Origin of the sequence: Fibrobacter sp., from assembly GCF_017551775.1 — a bacterium.
Taxonomy (GTDB): Bacteria; Fibrobacterota; Fibrobacteria; order Fibrobacterales; family Fibrobacteraceae; genus Fibrobacter.
Map to the genome: position 1 here is coordinate 31,674 of NZ_JAFZKX010000051.1, position 18,825 is coordinate 50,498.

Sequence of the window (18,825 nt, forward strand, 5' to 3'; positions counted from 1 at the left end):
AAAAATATAGAAAAAAGGCATCGTCAAAATCAGGGACGGAGCAGGCCTTGCACACGACTCCGAGATTTTCTAGATTTGCTTGCGGGTAGCGGATGGCCGCCGGCAACGCCCTAGTTTCAGGGCCTGCTGGAGGAAAGTCCGGGCACCGAAGGGCAGGATGCTGGATAACGTCCAGGCGCGGAAACGCGACAGACAGTGCAACAGAAAGCAAACCGCCAGGTTCGGGCGCAAGCTCGAGCAAGGTAAGGGTGAAATGGCGAGGTAAGAGCTCACCGCGTTCCTGGCGACAGGGACGGCACGGTAAACCTCATCCGGTGCAAGACCAAGCAGAATTCCGCTCGCGCAAGCGAGCCTGGAGCGGCCCGCGACAGCTGGAATTCGGGTAGGTCGCTTGAGGCGGTCGGTAACGATTCGTCCAGAGAGATGGTCATCGCCCCGCAAGGGGTACAGAACCCGGCTTATAACTACTCAATATGAAGGCCCGCGCTAATAGCGTGGGCCTTCTCCAGTAATCTATCTAAAAATCGAAAAAAGGTTATTCCAGCGCAGACCGCACCTGTTGGATGAAATCCATTTCCTCGGGAGAGACGTTGTTTTCGTTGTCGTCTTCGCGAGATGCGGCGGCCACGCGGAGCATGGACTCGAGCACCTTGCTCTGAAACTCGGCCGTCGACTTCTTGAGCACATTGACGCAGGCCGCGGTCCGGTCCTTCGCCGAACTGAAGCTCGCATAGGAGGCGTTGAAGTCGTCCCACGACACATCCGGGGTCAGCTCATCATGAATCAGGTCAAGCGTATCGCTTTCAGCCTCGGTCGCCGACGTCGAACCCGGCAGGAGTTTATCGGTTTCCGTCTCGTGGAACAGGCATGCCACCTGCCAGGAGAGAATCAAAAGAGCCATATTTTCACTCATGGAACAACCTCATCGTTATTCGGAAAAGATAATAAAACTTGGTACGGGTCATCGGCGGTTGTTGGTCGCTAGTTACTACCAATGTCCAACAATTCTTTTACTACATTTAATCGCATGGCATACGTAGCAATGGCCCGCAAGTGGCGCCCGCAGTCCTTCGACGACATGGTCGGGCAGGAACATATCGCAAAGACCCTCCAGAACGCAATCGAAGGGGGCCGACTCCATCATGCATTCCTTTTTACCGGGACCCGCGGTGTAGGCAAGACGACCAGTGCCCGAATCCTCGCCCGCACGCTGAACTGCACAGGCGGCGACCCGCTGCACCCCTGCGGAAAGTGCGACAGCTGCAAGGATATCGCCGGCGGCAACCCGATGGACGTCTATGAAATAGACGCCGCCTCCAACACGAGCGTAGACAACATCCGCGAAGCCATCGTCGAACGCGTGCAGTACCCGCCCGTCATCGGCAAGTACAAGATTTTCATCATCGACGAAGTCCACATGCTCTCGAACAGCGCCTTCAACGCGCTCCTCAAGACGCTCGAAGAACCGCCCGCGCATGTCATCTTCATTTTCGCGACCACCGAAGTCAACAAGGTGCCGCAGACCATCCTCTCCCGCGTGCAGCGCTTCGACTTCAAGCGCCTCACCATCAACCAGATTATCACGCGCCTGCGCTACATCTGCGAGCAGGAAGGCATCAACGCCAGCGATGAAGCCCTGAACATATTCGCCGAGAAGGCGGACGGCTCCATGCGCGACGGCCTCACCTACTTCGACCAGGCATTCGCATTTACGGGCAGCGAGATGGACGCCGATTCCGTGCGCTCCGTCCTCGGCATTCCGCCCACCGAGCTCTTCTTCGAACTCATCCAGGCCATCGAGAGCCACAACCTCAAGGGCTGCTTCCTCATGGTCGACAAGTCCGTGAACCGCGGTGTCGAATTTGCGCCGCTGCTCGACGGGTTCGGCAAGTTCCTCAGGAACCTCCTGTACAGCCGCATCGACGCAGTCACGCCCGACGCACTGAACATTTCCGCGGAACTTTACGCGAAGCTCAAGGAAACCACTCTGGGGCTTTCCAACGGCGACCTGCTGCGCATCTCCAAGATGCTTATCGACCTTCAGTCGCAAATCCGCTTCAGCACCAACCCGAGGCTCCTGGTAGAAACGACTTTCGCCCGCATGGCATGGCTCGACCGCCTCACCGATTTGAGACGCGCGCTTGCCGCCATAAACGACCCGAAATCAGCCGCCGACGAGGCGCTAAAAAAAAAAGTAACTGATATCCAGGCGATGCTCTCCGAGCAGGCTCCCCCGAGTGGCGATGCCGGTTCGGCGTTCGGCTCCTATTCCGAAAAGGAAAGCGCGTATTCCCGCTACGAGATTACGGCCGCCTGGCCTTCCATCGTGGCATCCCTTGCCGACTGCGGCGATTTGCAGTTCTCTGCGGCGATAAACGGCTCCGTACTCGAAGCGGGCGACCTCAAGGCAGACCCGTTCCCGCTTTCGCTCACCTACACGGGCGAATCCGACCAGAACATCCCCTGGGGCTACCAGCAGATGCTCGACCACCCCGAGTTCGTGAAGCGCGCCCGCGACATCCTCGAAGACAAGCTCCAGACCCACGTGCTGCTCTCGCTCAAGGCCCGCGCCTACACCGAAGAGGAACGCGCCAGGAGGCGAAATGCACAAATGAGCCCCTTCGAGAAAGACTTGGAAAAAGAAGCCTGCCTGCAGGAACTCATCAAACTTTTCGGCGGAGAATTGGTATATTCTAAGCCGCTAGGAAAACAACCGGAGGCGATGGCCATCGATTCCGGTGACGACATGAACGAAAACTAAGAGGAAAAATACGCTATGGATATGAGTAAAATGCTCAAGGACCTTCAGAAAATGCAGAGCAAGATGATGAAGGCCCAGAATGACCTCAAGGCTCAGAGTTTCGACGCCGAAGCCGGCGGCGGAATGGTCAAGGTCGCCATCAACGGACAGGGGGTCCTCACCATGATCAAGATCAATCCCGACGCGGTCGACAAGGACGACGTGGAAGCCCTCGAGGACCTGGTCATGGCAGCGGTGAATTCCGCCATCAAGAAGAAAGACGAGGCAGCCCAGTCTAGCCTTTCCAACATCACCGGCGGGATGAAAATTCCCGGCCTGATGTAATTTTTTCCAAAAAAAATTATCGCCCTTCCGCTCCCGCGGAGGGGCTTTTTTGACTTTTTTTGACGCCTTTTTCGCCACTTATCGTCTTAAATATGCATTTCGTCACTTTTTTAAACCGCATACCTTTAACATTATATAATATATTTTTACATTTGGCGCGTAAAAACATCTTGGAGAATAGATGCTCAGGCACTTTGCAATTCCCACATTTCTCGCGCTCACTGTTGCACTGCCCACTTGGGCAGGCAAGACCTATACCCGCGAAGAAGCGCTCAGCATAGCCCTCGAAAAGTCCTCGGATGTAAAATCCGCCGAGGAAGACTTGAAAAGCGCAAATTCCCAGGTGACCGCCGGCTACGGCAACGCCTACCCCTCAATCGACCTGAACGCCACCGTGACCCGCATTTTCGGTCTGGATGACGTCAAGCAGTCCACCGATTTGACCGACGCGGCAGTGAACATGGCCCAGGGAAAGGACGCCGATGGAAACCCCATGGCGAACGCCTACGACCAGCAGTTCATCGGACCGGCCGTGGACGGGCTCCTCTATGGCATGAAATCGCAGGGTTACCGCTGGCAGTCCAGCGTGGGCCTCACCGCCACCCAGGTCCTTTACGCCGAAGGCAAGGTGGGCGTGGGTATCGAAATCGCCAAGGCCTACAAGCGCATCAACGAGGTCAACCTCGAAAACAAGAAGGCCCAGGTCCGCTACGACGTGAACAACGCCTTCGACCAGCTCATTTACCTGGATTCCGCCATCAAGATTCTTTACGCTTCTAAGGACCTCCTGCAGGAAAACCTGAACTTCGTGGAGCAGTCGCTCAAGAGCGGCCTCGCCACCGAACTCGACCTGATTCGCGTGCAGCTTTCGATGGACCAGCTCAATTCCAACATCGCGAGCACCGAAAAGAAGCGCGTCCTCGCCCGCAACGCCCTGCTCAACACTATGGGCCTCGAATGGGAAACCGACGTCCAGTTTCAGGGTGACCTGCGCGACCCCGTCGAAGGATACTCCTTCCCCGACACCGCCATGGCGAACGTGAAGAAGCGCCGCAAGGAACTCGTGATGCTCGAAGAAACGGAACACATGAAGAACCTGAACGTTGAAATCGAGCAGGGCGGCTACAAGCCGACCGTCGTCCTCCTGGGCGGACTCAAGTACGCGAACAACAAGAACAAGATTACCGAATGGGACGCCCCGAAGTGGGACAAGCTCAACAAGTACGTCGCACTGAACGTCTCGATGAACCTGTTCAACGGCATGAAGACCCGCGAAGGCGTGGCGCAGGCGAAATCTAGCCTCCGCAGCACGCAGATCCAGAAGGAAACCGCCGAACGCGGATTCCGCATGCAGATTGAATCTTGCGTGAATACGCTCGAAGACGCCAACGCCCAGATTGAAATTGCAAAACGCCAGATTGACCTCGCGCAGAAGAACTACGACCTCACGAACGACGCTTACAAGCTCGGTCGCGAAACGCAATTGAACCTGCTTAGCGCAGAAAACAGCCTCCGCACGGCAAAACTCGACTACATGTCGGCGATTGTCGAATGGAACAAAGCATATAACGCCCTCCTGCAGGCCACCGGAGAATATTAAGGTTAAGGGATGAAAAACATGACAACGTTCACCAAAGCAATCATTACCGTTTCCGCAGCCTCGCTTCTGCTTGTCGGTTGCGACCTCAAGAAAAAAGATGAAGCCGCCGAACAGAAGGCGACCACCATCGAACAGATCCAGGCCGAAAAGGGCAAGCCCGCCATTACCACGACGGCCACCACCGATGAAATTACCGACGTGCGCAAGTTCAGCGGAGCCATCGAAGGCATGCAACAGACCTACGCCATCTCGAAGATGAGCGACCCGCTCGCGAAAATCAACGTGCAGGTCGGTTCCAGCGTGAAAAAAGACCAGGTTCTCGCCGAATACATCTTTACCGGCGACAACACGCAGTACCAGCAGGCACAGGAACAGATCGCCATCCTCCAGAAGGCAACGGAACGTATGCGCGAGCTCCATGCCAAGGGCGGCATTAGCCAGCAGGACATGGATACGCAGGAAATGCAGCTCAAGGTTGCGAAGATGAACCTCGAGACCGCCCGCCGCGCGACAAAGATTCTCGCCCCGGCCGCCGGCATCGTCACCGAAATGAACTACAAGGTTGGCCAGGTTCCCGGCCTCGGCGGCGTGTTCTGCACCATCGCCAAGCTCGACCAGGTCATCCTCAAGCTGAACGTCACAAGCAAGGATATCGGCTACTTCAAGAAGGGCGCTACTGCCACCGTCGAAGTCGCCGGCGAAAAGCTCAAGGGCAAGGTGACACTCATCCCGCTCGCCGCCAACCCGCAGACACGTTTCTTCCCCGTCGAAATCACGTTCAATAACAAAGACAAGAAACTGCTCCCCGGCATGTACGTGACTGCCGAACTTGAAGCCCGCAAGGTTAAGGGCATCGTCGTCCCGCTCGAGGCAATCGTCTACCGCAACGGCGTGAACACTGTCTGGACCGTAACCAAGGACGGCAAGGCAAAGCGCAAGGTCGTGCAGACCGGCGTGCAGACCAAGCATTTCGTGCAGATTCTCGACGGCCTCGAAGAAGGCGAAGAAGTCATGGTCACAGGCCAGTTCCGCATGAACGATGGTGACAAGGTGCTTGTCAACGAAATTGACGGAAGACCCGCAGAAGACAGCATGGAAAAGCCCGGTTTTGAGGACGCTAAATAATGATTAAGGCAAGTATCTACAAACCGATTACCATGCTCATGGTCATCTTGACCGTGGTGGTTTTCGGTATCTACACCTACCGCATGATGGTGGTGGACCTGTTGCCGAAATTCGAAGTTCCGGTCGTCACCGGTGTTATCGTCTATTCGGGCGCCACCCCTGAAGAAATTGAGACCACGGTCATCAAGCCCGTCGAAGAAGCCGTCGAACTCGTGGACGGTATCGACTACGTGCAGTCCATCTGTATGGAAAACTACGGCATCATCGTCGCCCTGTTCAACATGGGCGTCGACGTGGACGTGGCGGCAAACGACGTGCGTGCAAAAATCGAGCAGACGGCCTCCACCTTCCCCGATGCCGTCGAAGCCCCGATTATTTCCAAGCTTGACATCAACGCCCAGGCCATCATGAGTTTCTCGCTCACCGGCCCGGTCAGTTCCACCGAACTGCGTAAGAAGGCCGAAGACGATATCGAACCGCTGCTCACCTCCGTTTCGGGCGTGGCCAGCGTGGATATCTTCGGCGGTACGACACGCGAGATTTCCATCGAACTCGACAAGGAAATGCTCATGGCCCGCGGGGTCGACATTTCGACCATCATGGGCACGTTCAAGGCTTCGAACATCAACTACCCTGTAGGCCAGGTACGCGGCACCCGCAAGAACACCGTGGTACGTACAGCGGGCAAGTTCGAAAACCTCGACCAGATGCGCAATATGGACATTCCGACAGCAACCGGCGTCATCAAGCTCGGAGAAATTGCGCAGGTCAAGGATACCGTCAAGACGATTACTTCCGCATCGCGTTACAACGGCATCAACTCCGTCTCCCTCGACATCAAGAAGCGTTCCGACGCGAACGTGGTCGACGTGGCCAAGGGAACCATCGCCCGCGTCAAGCAGATCAACGAGACCCTCCCCGAAGGTTTTGAAATCCACCTGATTTACGACAAGTCCGAAGCCATCCAGGAATCTGTCGAAAACGTCATCCAGAACATCCTCCTCGCGATTGGCCTTACTTCCATACTTTTGCTCCTCTTCTTGGGCAAGCTTTCTACCACGCTTATCGCATCCGTCACGATGCCCATTTCGGTCATCGGCGCATTCACGTTCATGTACTTCGCCGATTTCGGCATCAACATGATGTCGCTCATGGCGCTGTCTTCGGCGGTGGGCCTGCTGGTCACGAACTCCATCGTGGTGCTAGAGAACATCAACTCGAAATTGCAGGACGGGCTCGAGCCCAAGGAAGCCGCCTATAAGGGCACGACCGAAATCATGGTCGCCATCATGGCGTCTACCCTCACCAACGTGTGCGTGTTCGTGCCTATCGCGTTCATGAAGTCCATCGTCGGTATCTTCTTTAGAACCTTCGGTATGACCATGGTGTTCGCGACCGTCGTGTCGTTGCTCGTCACCTTTACCCTTACCCCGCTCATGGCGGCCTACCTGTTCAAAGGCAAGAAGAGAGACGAAAACGGCAACATCATCGAAACGAAGCCCGGCATCGTGGAACGCCTTACCAGCTTCTTCCCGATGATCCTGAACGGCATCCGCTTCATTTACCTGAAGACCCTCAGCTTCTGCCTTTCCGTGCCTGGCTTCATCGTCCAGACCCTCGCCATGATTGCCTTGATTGGCGGTGTCATCATCCTCGGCATAAACTTCCTGAGTTTCGAAATCATGCCGAAGCAGGACCAGGGCCAGATCCTCATCTCTATCGAAATGCCCGTGGGCACGAACATAGAGACTACCGACAGCGTCACGAAGATTATCGAAAACCGCATCAAGAATGTCCCCGAACTGGAACGCTACAACGCGACAGTCGGTGGCGAAGACGGATTTACCGGCACGAACAAGGCCAAAGTCCGTATGAAGCTCATAACGCGCGATGAAGGCCGTACCCGCAGTTCCGAAGATGTGGTCGACTCGCTGCGTCCGTACCTCGCCGACATTCCCGACGCCTACATCTCTATCAAGATGGCGTCCGTGACCGAAATGAGCAACAACAGTTCGGGTGACGTGGTGCTCGAAGTGAACCACCTCAACATCGATACCGCAGCCAAGGCGGCCGACATCGTACTCGACAAGATACGCGATATTCCGGGCGTTGTCGAAGTGAAGCGCAGCTACGAAGCCGGAAAGCCGGAAATCAAGATGGTTCCCAACCGCCAGGCGCTCGCCGACTACGGTGTCGCGCTGCAGTCCGTCGCCGTGATGAACTACATCGCCGTGAACGGCCTCGAAACGGGAACCTACACCGAAGGTGGTGAAGAATACAAGATTTACTTCCGCATGCAGGAAAAGGACCGTCAGGAACACGCCGATATCGAAAACCTGCCGATGCTTACGCCCAAGGGTATTGTCCCGGCCAACGTCCTCTTCGATATCTATGACGGTGCTGCCCCCACGCAGCTCGACCGCAAGCGCAAGCGCAACCACGTTGACGTTTCTATGAACCTGCTCCCGGGCCACACGACCGGTGAAATCATGGGCAAGATTACGGAAATCACCAATTCCGTGAAGGACGATGTTCCTGAAGGAATCACGTTCACCTTCGGTGGTAACGCCGACATGCAGAACGACATGGTGGAGGAATTTATCGCGGCCATCCTCATGGCCATCCTCCTCACCTACATCTTGCTCGTGGCCCTGCTCGAAAGCTTCATGCAGCCGTTCATCATCATGTTCACCATCCCGATGGGCGCCATCGGCGTGGTGCTCGCCCTGGTGCTTACAGGCCAGTCGCTCTCCATGATTTCCCTCATGGCCATCGTGATGCTTATCGGTGTGGTGGTGAACAACGCAATCTTGCTACTCGACGAAGCGAACCGACTGCTCCGAAGCGGAGCCATGGGAAGGCGCAGCGCCATCCTGACTGCAGCGAAGGAAAAGTTCCAGGCCATCGTGCTCGCGACATTCGCCTCCATCGTGGCCCAGATGCCGCTTGCGCTTGCCATCGGTGGCGACGTGGCCAAGATGAACCAGCCCATGGGTATCGCGTGTGTGGGCGGCCTCGCCGTCTCCGCGTTCCTCACGATGTACCTCATCCCGACCGCATTCTGGCTCCCGAACGCCTTGTTCCACAAGGTCAGGAGTGGCGTGAAGAAGGTCGGCAAAAAGATGCAACGTCACCACAGCGCTTAATATTCTAATCTCCTTGTTAAGGCCTCCGCAATAGCGGAGGCTTTTTTGTGGTCTCGCGAGAAGCGATTTTTGTAGTTTCCGTTGTATGGAGAACTTTATCTACAGCACCATCGCGCATGAGGGCAATACGCTCCGCGTGGCCGTGACGGACATTTACGACGAACTGTCGTTGGAACGCATTCGGCTGGAAAGCGGATGCAAGGTCGTTCCCGAGAAGCGCTCCGAAAAAGAAATCCGGCAGATGATCCGCGAACGCACGCAAAAAAACGCAGGCAACGACATCGCCGCCCTCGAAGCAGCGAGAAGCGCAGAAAGCAAGGCGAATTCCTGGGAATCGGAACCCGTGATAAACCTCGTCGACGCACTCATCGACGAAGCTCTAGAAAAGGGCGCGACGGACATCCACCTGGAACCGGCGGGTAGCACGTTCACGGTGCGCTTCCGTATCGACGGAATGCTCGAGACCTACCGCGAACTTCCCGGATGGCTTTCCGAACCCGTCATCGTACGCCTGAAACTCCTCGCGAAAGCCGACATCACGGAACGTCGCCTCCCCCACGACGGGAGCTTTATATTCCAGGGACTGCGCGAAAACGCGAACATCCGCCTGAGCACGCTCCCCATTCAGGGCGGCGAAAAATGCGTGCTGCGCCTGCTCCCCGCAGAAGACCGCGAGCAGACGCTCGACTCTCTCGAATTTACGCCGGCGATACTGCGGGAATTCCGCCGCATCTTCAACAAGCCGCAGGGACTCTTCCTCATCACCGGGCCCACGGGAAGCGGGAAGACCACCACGCTCTACGCGGGATTGCGCGAAGTCTTGCAGAAGAAAATCAACGTGACGACCATCGAAGACCCGGTAGAATACCCCCTGAAGGGCGCAAACCAGGTGCAGGTCAACGAGAAATGCGGGCTCACGTTCGCAAGCGCGATGCGATCCATATTGCGGCAAGACCCGGACGTAATTCTCGTCGGGGAAATACGCGACGAGGAGACCGCCCGCATCGCGATACAGGCGGCCCAGACAGGCCACCTGGTACTTTCGACATTGCATACGAACAGCGCGAAGGCCGCGACCGGAAGGCTACAAGACCTCGGGATTTCGCCCGCGGTCCTCCGGGATTGCCTGCTCGGGGTGGCGGCACAGAGGCTCCTGCGCAAGGTTACCGGCACGGGCACGTATTCCGGCCGGATTGCAGCAGTGGAAATCTATACGCCCGATGGCGGTTATGTTCAGGGAAGTCTCCGGGAATACGCCCGCGGGCTCGTAGATGCGGGCATCACCGACATGCGCGAAGTAGAACGCGTTCTCGGGTAAAGGCACGCTATGGCAGGAGCGCGCCGTCCTTCAAATTCTGCTGGATGACTTTACGGCGGCGCTGCATGAGTTCGGAATTGTCTTCGGGCTCGCTGTTGCCGGGGCTAGCTAACATTGCGGCGAGGTTCGTGGCCTGCTGGAGCGAAAGTTCCGAGCAGTGTACCTTGTAGTAGATTTGACTCGCGGCCTCGCACCCGAAAACGTTCCTGCCCCACTGCGCATAATTCAAGTACAGTTCCAGAATGCGGTCCTTCCCGAGGTTACGTTCCATCACGACCGCGTAGACAAGTTCCTTCAGCTTGCGCTCCCATGTGCGCTCGCCCGTCAAGAACAGGTTCTTCGCTAACTGCTGCGTGATGGTAGAACCGCCATAGCGAAGTTCGCCCTTGGTCATGTTCGCATCCATCGCCTTCGCCATGCTGCGCACGTCAAAACCGGGATGCATGTAGAACGCGGGGTCCTCGACAGCGATTACCGCCTTGCGCAAGTTGATGCTGATGGAATCCAGCGGAACAAAACGGTGCTGTATATTGACCTTCGGGTTGGAATCCACGAGGTCTTCCATAAAGCGGCTCATTGCGGGAGGCGTGTCGCGCATCGCCTGAATTTCATCCAGTTGCCCGAACACGAACGAGTGCGCCTTGACGAGGAATATCGTTCCTACCAAAGTAAAAAGCACTGAATAGATAAACAGGACAATAACAAGAATACGGCCGACAATCTGAATCTTCTGCAACATAGCTATGGAAAGATACAAATTATTTGCGGCCGCCGAACCATTCGTTCACGTCTTGACCGTCCTTCATGCCCGCAGGCAAGTTTTCGAGGCCGTCCCCCAAGATAATCGTGCGGATTCCCGCATTGCCGAAGACGCTCTGAAGGTATTCCATGCCCTTGCGGCCCGCCTCGTCGTGGTCCAGACAAAGTACGACATTCTTGTTCTTGAAAAGCGGAACCCAGTCCGCCTTGAAACTGCGTACGCCGGGAATGCCCACAGCAGCTATGTCCTGCTGCAGCATGGTGAGCGTATCCACGACACCTTCGCAAAGGTAAATCCAGCCCATCTTCTGGTCCAGGGCCGATACGTTGTACGGGAACGGAACCGTACCGCGCAGGTGAAGTTCCTTCGGCTCGGTCGAACGTTCAAGCGCCCTGGCCTGAAAATGCGAAGCGCGGTTCTGCGAATCCAAATACGGAAAAATCAGCGGATGCTTGTAGTAGCGCAGATTGCCCTTGTCGTTGAAGAGGCCCACATACTGCAGGACCTCCATGCTGTAAGTATCCTTCAGTCGCCGGTTCAAACCGTCATAATCGGTAATGGTGCGCAGGAGCATCTTGTCCCATACGGACTTGAATATGCGGCGGCGCGCAAGATACGCGGCGGCAGGCGTACCGTCCACGGGCGAAAGCATCTTGAGGAATGCGAGGATGATCTTTTTGCGTTCGTCTTCGGTAACGACTTCCTTTACCGGTTTCTGTTCGGGAATATTATCGACAAACCGTCCAGCGAAAGCCGCATCCTTCGATTCGGGGCGGGGGCGGATCACTATGGGCATGAGCGTCGTCGAAGGCGCCTTCGGAGGAGCCTCACGGCGGTTCCCCTTCCCAGGTACAAGAAACGGGTATGTTTCCTTGAGCCAGTCGAGCGCTTCCAAAAAACTGCACCCGCGGTATTGCTGCACCAGGCTGATTACATCGCCACGAACATCATCGCAGACCCAGCAGCGGAACATGCCGCGCTCTTCGGAAATCGAGACAGACGGAGTGCGGTCGCCATGCACATGGCGCTGCGGACAGAAGCACCTGAACTTTCCACGCACGACATCGATACCGAGAGCCTGGGCCACGGCGGTAATCGAAAGCGACGCCTTGAATTGTTTGAGTTCTTCGTCTGTCATTTTGAAGAATAATAGCAAATAGGTGCGCCTTCGGCGTTGTTTCAGGTTCTAATGTACCAGTTACTAGGTTCAAACAATAATTAACGGCCAACTAAAATATCTAGCAACTATTAACTAGTAACTATTAACTACATTTCGCACATGCAGATTCTAGAAAACGAGCCGATGAACAAGCACACCTCTTTCAAGGTAGGCGGACCGGCACGTTTTTTTGTGAAGGCGGAAAGCGTTGACGACCTGAAAGAAGCCCTCGCAATGGCCCGCGAAAACAGGCTCCCCCATTTTATCCTCGGGAACGGCACGAACCTGCTCGTCTCGGACAAGGGCTACGAAGGCGTCGTCATCACGCTCGCCGGAGAGTTTTCTGAAATTGCAGACATGGGCAAAGGTGCGTTCAAAGCCGGAGCCGCAGTCCCGCTCGGGAGATTCGCCCGCGCAGCGCTCAAGCAGGGCTATGCGGGAATCCACAAACTCGCGGGAATCCCGGGAACCCTCGGGGGCGCCATCTACATGAACGCTGGCGCCTACGGGCAAGAAATCGGGACGCACTGCACGCAGGTTGTCACCCTGGACGAGGCCGGCAACATTCGCGAACGATCCGCCAGTGAATGCGCCTTCGGGTACAGACAAAGTATTTTTCAGAAGTCCGGCGCAGGTGGAGCACAGGCCGAAACCATTCTCTCCGCGACGTTCCAGCTAGAAAGCGCGAATACCGCATGTGAATCGCCGGAGCAAACCGTCGCCCGCCTCGAAGCCGAACTGCAGGAATGCATGGCCAAACGCAAGGCGACGCAGCCGCTGAACATGCCGAATGCGGGTTCCACCTTCAAACGCATGGAACGCGGTTCCGCCGACATGCCGCAACAAGTCGCCCCCGGCTACTACATCGAGCAGGCGGGCCTCAAGGGTTACCGCATCGGTGGCGCCGAAGTCAGCACGCTCCATGCGAACTTCATCGTAAACGCGGGCGGCGCGACGGCAAAGGACATCCTCGACCTGAGCGATTACGTCAAGGCGGCTGTCGCAAAAAAATTCGGCGTCGAGCTCCAGCGCGAAATCATAATGCTCGGAGAATTTTAGAGTAAAAAAAAACGGCCGGGAAAAACTTTCCGGCCGTTTTACATTTACAAGTAAAACTAATTTCCGTACCGGCCAGAAATATTCAAGCCCAAAACAACTTGACCATAATTTTCACTCGTAGGATCATCAGACTTCAACACGATTTTAAACACAAGATATGAATATGGCGAAGAAATCGCGACTTGTTCATACGCATTAACTAAAGAGGTGCTCGATGCTACCAGTGTACCCGGATTAGAGAAATTAAAATTCACACCACAGGGATTATTTGTCAACATAATACTAGGATCGGCAAGGCACGAATAACTACTATTATCGCTACCATAGACATACAAGTCAAAATTCTGAGGAATTTTTCCGGCTCTTGCAATATCGTTACCACTGCTAAGCCATGAAATTGCAGCACGAACCGACCGGCCACTCGACCAACCCAAATTGTGTACAACAAACCAAATTTCATGCTGATTGTTCACGGTACGCGTTTTCAACTTGGTTATATCGCCATTCCAATAACGAGAATCATAATAATGCCTATTTTGATCACTGGTATTGTCAAAAACCAAGTAATCATACGTAGGATACCATGTTACCGTGGACAGAAGCATCGCTTTCACGACTTCAGGGTGCCAGCGGTAGAACGGGTTGGTAGCCAACAGATTCGAGACCATACCCGCCGTATATGCGGCTGACACTTCCGTTCCATCATAAAATGGCTGATACGAATAAGTATTATTACCATAATTATAAGTTCTCGCATACTCCACATAGTTATCATCTTTACTATAAAGATGCGTAAAATTCTTTACTTCCGGTTTCGCAAAACCTTGATTTTCAGCACGGTAGGACGAATAAGCGGGGGTCGACATATACGACGGATCAATTCCGCCTACGGCAATGGCATTCGCCGCATGCGCCATAGAATTCAACTGGCCGCCATTCGATCCATAATTGCCAACAGGGACAAATTCGAGTGTACGATATTGATAGATATAGTTGTCCAGCGACTTTGCAAGCGAACTATAACTAGATGCTCGAGCGATTCTGTCATTTCGAACGCCCATATAGACTTGGGGCTGTTGACCAGCCGGATTATTCGGGTGGTCTTTTCCCACGTAAGGAATAGAATATCTAGAGGTTCCACTCACTAAGCGAAATGTTCTAGAAGCTTTCATTTCATAACCAGGAGCTGGATTAAATGATTCACTGGTATTCGTTCTAACATATCTGACGGGGATTCCGTTTCGAAGTCGTACGGGAAGCGCTTCATTACCCATAAACACGCCAACATACGAGGCTCTACTCGAGAACCAATTTGAAACCAAATCCGCCTGCGAATAACCAACGTCCCCAAGTACAGTATAAAAATCTTTATATTGAATTGTTTGCCCTGACACATAGGGAGAATTCTGCATATAATTGCCATAATTGGGATAGTAGAATGTAACCCCACTCGCATTAGTCCATCCTGCGGTCTCATAAGAGGGCGTAAAATAACGATCCTCATTTATAGGAATAAAATACTGATTCGAGAGATTTTTATAATCGTTCCAACTATACGTACAAAAATTTGCATTATAGGCGAAACAATTATCCGAACTGCTCGCTGTATGCTTTCTAAAATAATACCGTTTAGACTCATGGTCTCGTACCGTGCTAAAAGCACCTTCAATAGCCTTGATACTATTAGGCATGCCCAACTTTTGCAAAGAATGCGCTTCCAAAGAAGGACTAACTTTCTGTTGCTCATCCTTTTGGGCCTTTGTGTAGTCAACATTCTTGTAAACCATCGGAGAGTTCATCGCGCTCCCCTTACGGCCCAAGAGGTCAAAGTTATTTGTAGCCGCACCGGCACCGATGCAACCGAGAGATAATGCAATAGGAATTATTTTCTTCATTTCCCCAATCCTTTTTTTGTAAGTGAGTAGCTTTAATATAATCATTTTTATTTTATATGCAACAAATAAAATAAACTTTTTTAGATAAATTCACCATAACACACATTCATCAATACATTGTATTACAATTCAACCTATTTGCAACACACAAAATCAACTAAACTCACTTTTTTAAACAAATTAACTTACAATAAAACCTTCGCCACGTTTTCGGTTACTTCGCAGGAACCATATAAAAAAAAACGGCCGGGAAAAAATTCCCGGCAGCTTTTTAAGATTAAGACTGTTAGTAGTATCTACGAGCGGAAAGGTTGAAACCCAAAACAACTTGGCCACGATTTTCGCTCTGAGCATCTTCACTATATAATTTAATTTTGAATACCAGATAACGATATGGCGTACTAAAGCTCTTTCTCTCATAGGCATTATTGCTACTTGTAGACGAACCAATAAACTCTCCTGGATTAGAAAAATTAAAATTCACTGCATGACCATTGCATGACGGCGGATTCTTCAAATCAATATTAGGATCATTCAAGCAAGCGTAATCGCTATTGTCGCTACCATAGATTGTCAAGTCAAAATCCTGAGGAATTGCACCAGTTCTCCCAATATCATTTCCACTGCTAAGCCAAGATATAGCAGCAGTCGTCAAATGACCAGGCAGGCCTGCTCTACTATAGCCCAAATTACTCGTAACAAACCAAATCTCATGTTTGCCATTCTCGGTACGTGTCTTCAACTTAGTAATATCTCCATTCCAATAACGGGAATAATAATTAAAGTTATTAAAACCATTATCCGGATTCAAGTTATTAAAGACCAAGAAATCATACGCCGGTGCAGACGTTGCCCCATAACGATTCGGATACGAATTCAAGTTTGCCCCCTGCGATGAAAGAAGCAACGCTTTCACGACTTCAGGATGCCAACGATAAAACGGGTTGGTCGCCAACAGGTTCGAGACCATGCCCGCCGTATATGCGGCAGCCATTTCCGTTCCATCATAAAACGGCGGGTAATCATAAGGATGCCCCCCATAAGTATAATGTCGCGTATATTCCACATGGTCACTTTCCATATTGTAGGTATTAGTAAAATTGTATATTTCAGGTTTTTGCGAACCACCAGTATGAGTAACCGAGGACGTATAATTAGCCACATTCATAGAATACGGATCAATCGCGCCCACAGTAACGGCATTCGCAGAATGGCCTGAAAAAGACAACAGACCACCCTCTGCTCCGTAATTACCCGCAGGAACAAATTCCAGCGTGCGGTTGTCATAAATATAGTTGTCCAAAGTTTTTGCAGTCCATTCATAGTTAGCTGTTACAAGGTTTTTATCATTTCGCACACCCATATAGATTTGAGGAACGTGCGAAGCAGGATTAGACGGACTATTTCTACCCACATAAACAACAGAACGTCTAGAAGCATCCTTTACAAGGCCATAAGACCTTGCAGCCATAATTTCATATTCAGGTACTGTAGGCGAAAACGAATCACGATTATTCGTTCTAACATATTGAACAGTCTTCCCTTCCGCAAGCTTTACAGGGACTGCACTTGCTTGCAAGAAAACGCCAACATACGAAGCACTTCCATCATACCAATCAGAGCCAATACTCCAAGGACCAACATTATTAGCGCCCGAATATTGACCACCCCTTTTTACTACATCAAAATCTGTATACTGGATATTTTCGCCCGGCACATAGGGGGAACTTCGCCAAAGATAGAGATAGCTAGGATTCTCTTTTGAAAAACTAGACGCATTGCTCCAACCAGCAGTCACATAATTGGGTGAAACCGATTGTCTTTCGTCGATATCAATAAAGGCATCATTTGATGCCGTTCTATATTCAGGCCAGTTATAAACGCAAAAATGCGTACTACTGCTATTGCTATAGCAATTTTCCGAGTTACTTGCGTAATGACGTCGGAAAAAGTAATGCGCATTAGATATATCCTGACCTCTTGCATTCCTATAGCTCCAACTCTGATTTGAAGTATAAGCACCTTCAATAGCCTTGATATCATCAGGCATTCCCATCTTTTGCAAAGAATGCGCTTCCAAAGAAGGACCAACTTTCTGTTGTTCATCCTTTTTGACCTTGGAGTAGTCCACATTCCTGTAGACCATCGGAGAGTTCATCTGGCTTCCCTTACGGCCCAAGAGGTCATAGTTACTTGTAGCTGCACCGGCACCAATGCAACCGAGAGTTAATGCGATAGGAATTATTTTATTCATTTCCCCAATCCTTTTTGTATGTGAAAGAATAGGTTTAATATAATCTATTTTATTTTATATATAACAAACAAAATAAACTTTTTTTCAGATAAATTCATTTACATAAACATTCATAAAAACATTGCAATACAATTGCATTTCATTAACAACACAACAAATTGCATCAAGTTTTTTCTGAACAACTAAAAACATTATAAAAAGGGCTTCCATTAAGGCTCATTTTTCGATTTTTAGGCCAAAATCGCTACTTTTGGGGGCCAAAGATTCTCAAAGCATTGGCAAAAATTCTATTTTCGAGCCCACTATGATTTGTAAAAAATGCGGAAGGGAGTACGAAGACGACATGCTGAAGTGCCTGTGGTGCGACGCGCCTAACGACCACCATGTTGCGCCAGAACCCCCTTCAAGGCAGGATTTATCGGAAGTATTGGATGTCCAGGCCCGAATCGATTCCGTCATCACCCGCCAGATGGAAAGGGCTTCCATTGAAACGGATACCTCAGAAGAAACAGAAAAGAAGATCGCCAAGCACCCCGCCGGAGACTTCATGTGGTGTGCCGCCATTTTAGGAGCCGGGGGACTGATTTCTGCAATAGTCGGGGCATCCCTTATAGCCTTCTTCCACAGAAAGGAAATCCGCAAGAACCTCGCCCTGACAAAATTCACCTCGGCCTACATTTCCTCCGTTACCGCACAATTCTTTATACTCAACGGCCTCGCCAAAATCACAATGGATGCAATATCGATGCATCTGCATGGCGAAGTAGCCACAACACTCACAAAGGCCGTAACCTACGGACAGGGGGTCATCTTCCTTTTCCTATGCGGGTATACGGGAGCCTTTATCATCAAGAAGATTGCACCGGATTACAACCCCATCGAGTACAGAAAGGCTTCGGTCTGTGCAACGGTATCATCCATACCCGCTGTAATTCTATTATCCATTCTTACCTATTACCTTTTTTATACGTAAGCTAGGCAAAACCCGCCAAAATTTCTATCTTTGGGGCGTATGAAGAATGTTGATACCATTGCCGTTTTGGACTTTGGCGGGCAGTACGCCCACCTGATAGCCAACCGCGTGCGCCGCTTGGGCGTGTTTACCGAAATCCACTCCCCTGCCGCCCCGGTTTCTGAACTCGAAGGCGTGAAGGGCATCATTTACAGTGGCGGTCCGTCTAGCGTGTATGCCGCGGACGCTCCAGAATACAATCCCGAAATTTTGGACCTCCCCGTGCCGAAGCTCGGCATCTGCTACGGTCACCAGCTCATCGCCCAGCAGTTGGGCGGTCACGTGGAACCGGGCAAGGTCAAGGAATACGGCATCGCCGACCTCATCGTGGGTGACGAAAAGTGCCCGATTTTGAAGGACCTCCCGAAGGCCTCCCCGATGTGGATGAGCCACGGCGACCAGGTCACCAAGC

General features: G+C 52.2%; 13 protein-coding genes, 1 other RNA gene and 1 pseudogene. 10 read left to right on the forward strand and 5 right to left on the reverse strand.

Annotation, left to right across the window (positions count from 1 at the left end; translation table 11 throughout):
* Nucleotides 1-80: 80 nt before the first annotated feature.
* An RNA gene (rnpB, locus tag IK012_RS06115) (RNase P RNA component class A) lies at nucleotides 81-475 on the forward strand.
* A 60-nt stretch (nucleotides 476-535) separates the two neighbouring features.
* On the opposite strand, the gene IK012_RS06120 is transcribed toward rnpB, so the two are convergent.
* Nucleotides 536-913, reverse strand: coding sequence for a hypothetical protein (locus IK012_RS06120; protein WP_290951944.1), 378 nt, complete (start codon nucleotides 911-913; stop codon nucleotides 536-538).
* A gap of 114 nt (nucleotides 914-1,027) precedes the next feature.
* On the opposite strand from IK012_RS06120, the gene dnaX reads away from it, so the two are divergent.
* From dnaX to IK012_RS06150, 6 genes are all read left to right on the forward strand, one after another.
* A complete protein-coding gene (gene dnaX / locus IK012_RS06125) occupies nucleotides 1,028-2,761 on the forward strand; it encodes a DNA polymerase III subunit gamma/tau (RefSeq protein WP_290951946.1) in 1,734 nt (577 codons plus the stop codon).
* A gap of 15 nt (nucleotides 2,762-2,776) precedes the next feature.
* The gene (locus IK012_RS06130; RefSeq protein ID WP_173345178.1) at nucleotides 2,777-3,085 is read left to right on the forward strand and encodes a YbaB/EbfC family nucleoid-associated protein; all 309 of its coding nucleotides are present in this window, start codon (nucleotides 2,777-2,779) and stop codon (nucleotides 3,083-3,085) included.
* 181 nt (nucleotides 3,086-3,266) lie between these two features.
* Nucleotides 3,267-4,685: a TolC family protein gene (locus IK012_RS06135; protein ID WP_290951949.1), complete on the forward strand. Its 1,419-nt coding sequence runs from the start codon at nucleotides 3,267-3,269 to the stop codon at nucleotides 4,683-4,685.
* A 9-nt stretch (nucleotides 4,686-4,694) separates the two neighbouring features.
* Entirely contained in the window at nucleotides 4,695-5,810 is a 1,116-nt protein-coding gene (locus IK012_RS06140; RefSeq protein ID WP_290951951.1) for an efflux RND transporter periplasmic adaptor subunit, read from the forward strand.
* Entirely contained in the window at nucleotides 5,810-8,956 is a 3,147-nt protein-coding gene (locus IK012_RS06145; protein ID WP_290951954.1) for an efflux RND transporter permease subunit, read from the forward strand. The genes IK012_RS06140 and IK012_RS06145 overlap by 1 nt, the downstream gene beginning before the upstream one ends.
* Nucleotides 8,957-9,041: 85 nt before the next feature.
* On the forward strand, nucleotides 9,042-10,274 hold the full coding sequence (locus IK012_RS06150; RefSeq protein ID WP_290951956.1) for a GspE/PulE family protein: 1,233 nt from the start codon (nucleotides 9,042-9,044) through the stop codon (nucleotides 10,272-10,274).
* Nucleotides 10,275-10,281: 7 nt separating this feature from the next.
* Here IK012_RS06150 and mtgA read toward each other — a convergent pair whose 3' ends face one another.
* Together mtgA and IK012_RS06160 are read right to left on the reverse strand one after the other, a co-directional pair.
* Nucleotides 10,282-11,013 carry a monofunctional biosynthetic peptidoglycan transglycosylase gene (gene mtgA / locus IK012_RS06155; RefSeq protein ID WP_173379834.1) on the reverse strand — a complete coding sequence of 244 codons (732 nt, stop codon included), beginning with the start codon at nucleotides 11,011-11,013 and terminating at the stop codon, nucleotides 10,282-10,284.
* Between the two features lie 19 nt (nucleotides 11,014-11,032).
* Nucleotides 11,033-12,172 (reverse strand): CHC2 zinc finger domain-containing protein, encoded by a 1,140-nt coding sequence (locus IK012_RS06160; protein WP_290951959.1) that lies wholly within the window; start codon nucleotides 12,170-12,172, stop codon nucleotides 11,033-11,035.
* 141 nt (nucleotides 12,173-12,313) lie between these two features.
* Here IK012_RS06160 and murB point away from each other — a divergent pair, with 141 nt between their 5' ends.
* Nucleotides 12,314-13,252 (forward strand): UDP-N-acetylmuramate dehydrogenase, encoded by a 939-nt coding sequence (gene murB / locus IK012_RS06165; RefSeq protein ID WP_290951961.1) that lies wholly within the window; start codon nucleotides 12,314-12,316, stop codon nucleotides 13,250-13,252.
* Nucleotides 13,253-13,308: 56 nt separating this feature from the next.
* Here murB and IK012_RS06170 read toward each other — a convergent pair whose 3' ends face one another.
* Both IK012_RS06170 and IK012_RS06175 read right to left on the reverse strand, forming a co-directional pair.
* Nucleotides 13,309-15,147, reverse strand: a complete 1,839-nt coding sequence (locus IK012_RS06170) for a hypothetical protein (protein WP_290951964.1) — start codon at nucleotides 15,145-15,147, stop codon at nucleotides 13,309-13,311.
* Nucleotides 15,148-15,433: 286 nt separating this feature from the next.
* Complete coding sequence (locus IK012_RS06175; RefSeq protein ID WP_290951967.1) at nucleotides 15,434-17,401, reverse strand: hypothetical protein; 1,968 nt, start codon at nucleotides 17,399-17,401, stop codon at nucleotides 15,434-15,436.
* 304 nt (nucleotides 17,402-17,705) lie between these two features.
* Here IK012_RS06175 and IK012_RS06180 point away from each other — a divergent pair, with 304 nt between their 5' ends.
* Nucleotides 17,706-18,374, forward strand: coding sequence for a hypothetical protein (locus IK012_RS06180; RefSeq protein WP_290951970.1), 669 nt, complete (start codon nucleotides 17,706-17,708; stop codon nucleotides 18,372-18,374).
* Between the two features lie 39 nt (nucleotides 18,375-18,413).
* Nucleotides 18,414-18,825 (forward strand): annotated as a pseudogene (locus IK012_RS06185) (glutamine-hydrolyzing GMP synthase); the annotation flags it as partial.

Coding starts and splice junctions, on each gene's coding strand:
- murB (WP_290951961.1), top strand. CDS start 12,314: ATGCAGATTCTAGAAAACGAGCCGATGAACAAGCACACCTCTTTCAAG.
- IK012_RS06160 (WP_290951959.1), bottom strand. CDS start 12,172: ATGACAGACGAAGAACTCAAACAATTCAAGGCGTCGCTTTCGATTACC.
- IK012_RS06150 (WP_290951956.1), top strand. CDS start 9,042: ATGGAGAACTTTATCTACAGCACCATCGCGCATGAGGGCAATACGCTC.
- dnaX (WP_290951946.1), top strand. CDS start 1,028: ATGGCATACGTAGCAATGGCCCGCAAGTGGCGCCCGCAGTCCTTCGAC.
- IK012_RS06170 (WP_290951964.1), bottom strand. CDS start 15,147: ATGAAGAAAATAATTCCTATTGCATTATCTCTCGGTTGCATCGGTGCC.
- mtgA (WP_173379834.1), bottom strand. CDS start 11,013: ATGTTGCAGAAGATTCAGATTGTCGGCCGTATTCTTGTTATTGTCCTG.
- IK012_RS06130 (WP_173345178.1), top strand. CDS start 2,777: ATGGATATGAGTAAAATGCTCAAGGACCTTCAGAAAATGCAGAGCAAG.
- IK012_RS06120 (WP_290951944.1), bottom strand. CDS start 913: ATGAGTGAAAATATGGCTCTTTTGATTCTCTCCTGGCAGGTGGCATGC.
- IK012_RS06135 (WP_290951949.1), top strand. CDS start 3,267: ATGCTCAGGCACTTTGCAATTCCCACATTTCTCGCGCTCACTGTTGCA.
- IK012_RS06175 (WP_290951967.1), bottom strand. CDS start 17,401: ATGAATAAAATAATTCCTATCGCATTAACTCTCGGTTGCATTGGTGCC.
- IK012_RS06145 (WP_290951954.1), top strand. CDS start 5,810: ATGATTAAGGCAAGTATCTACAAACCGATTACCATGCTCATGGTCATC.
- IK012_RS06180 (WP_290951970.1), top strand. CDS start 17,706: ATGATTTGTAAAAAATGCGGAAGGGAGTACGAAGACGACATGCTGAAG.
- IK012_RS06140 (WP_290951951.1), top strand. CDS start 4,695: ATGAAAAACATGACAACGTTCACCAAAGCAATCATTACCGTTTCCGCA.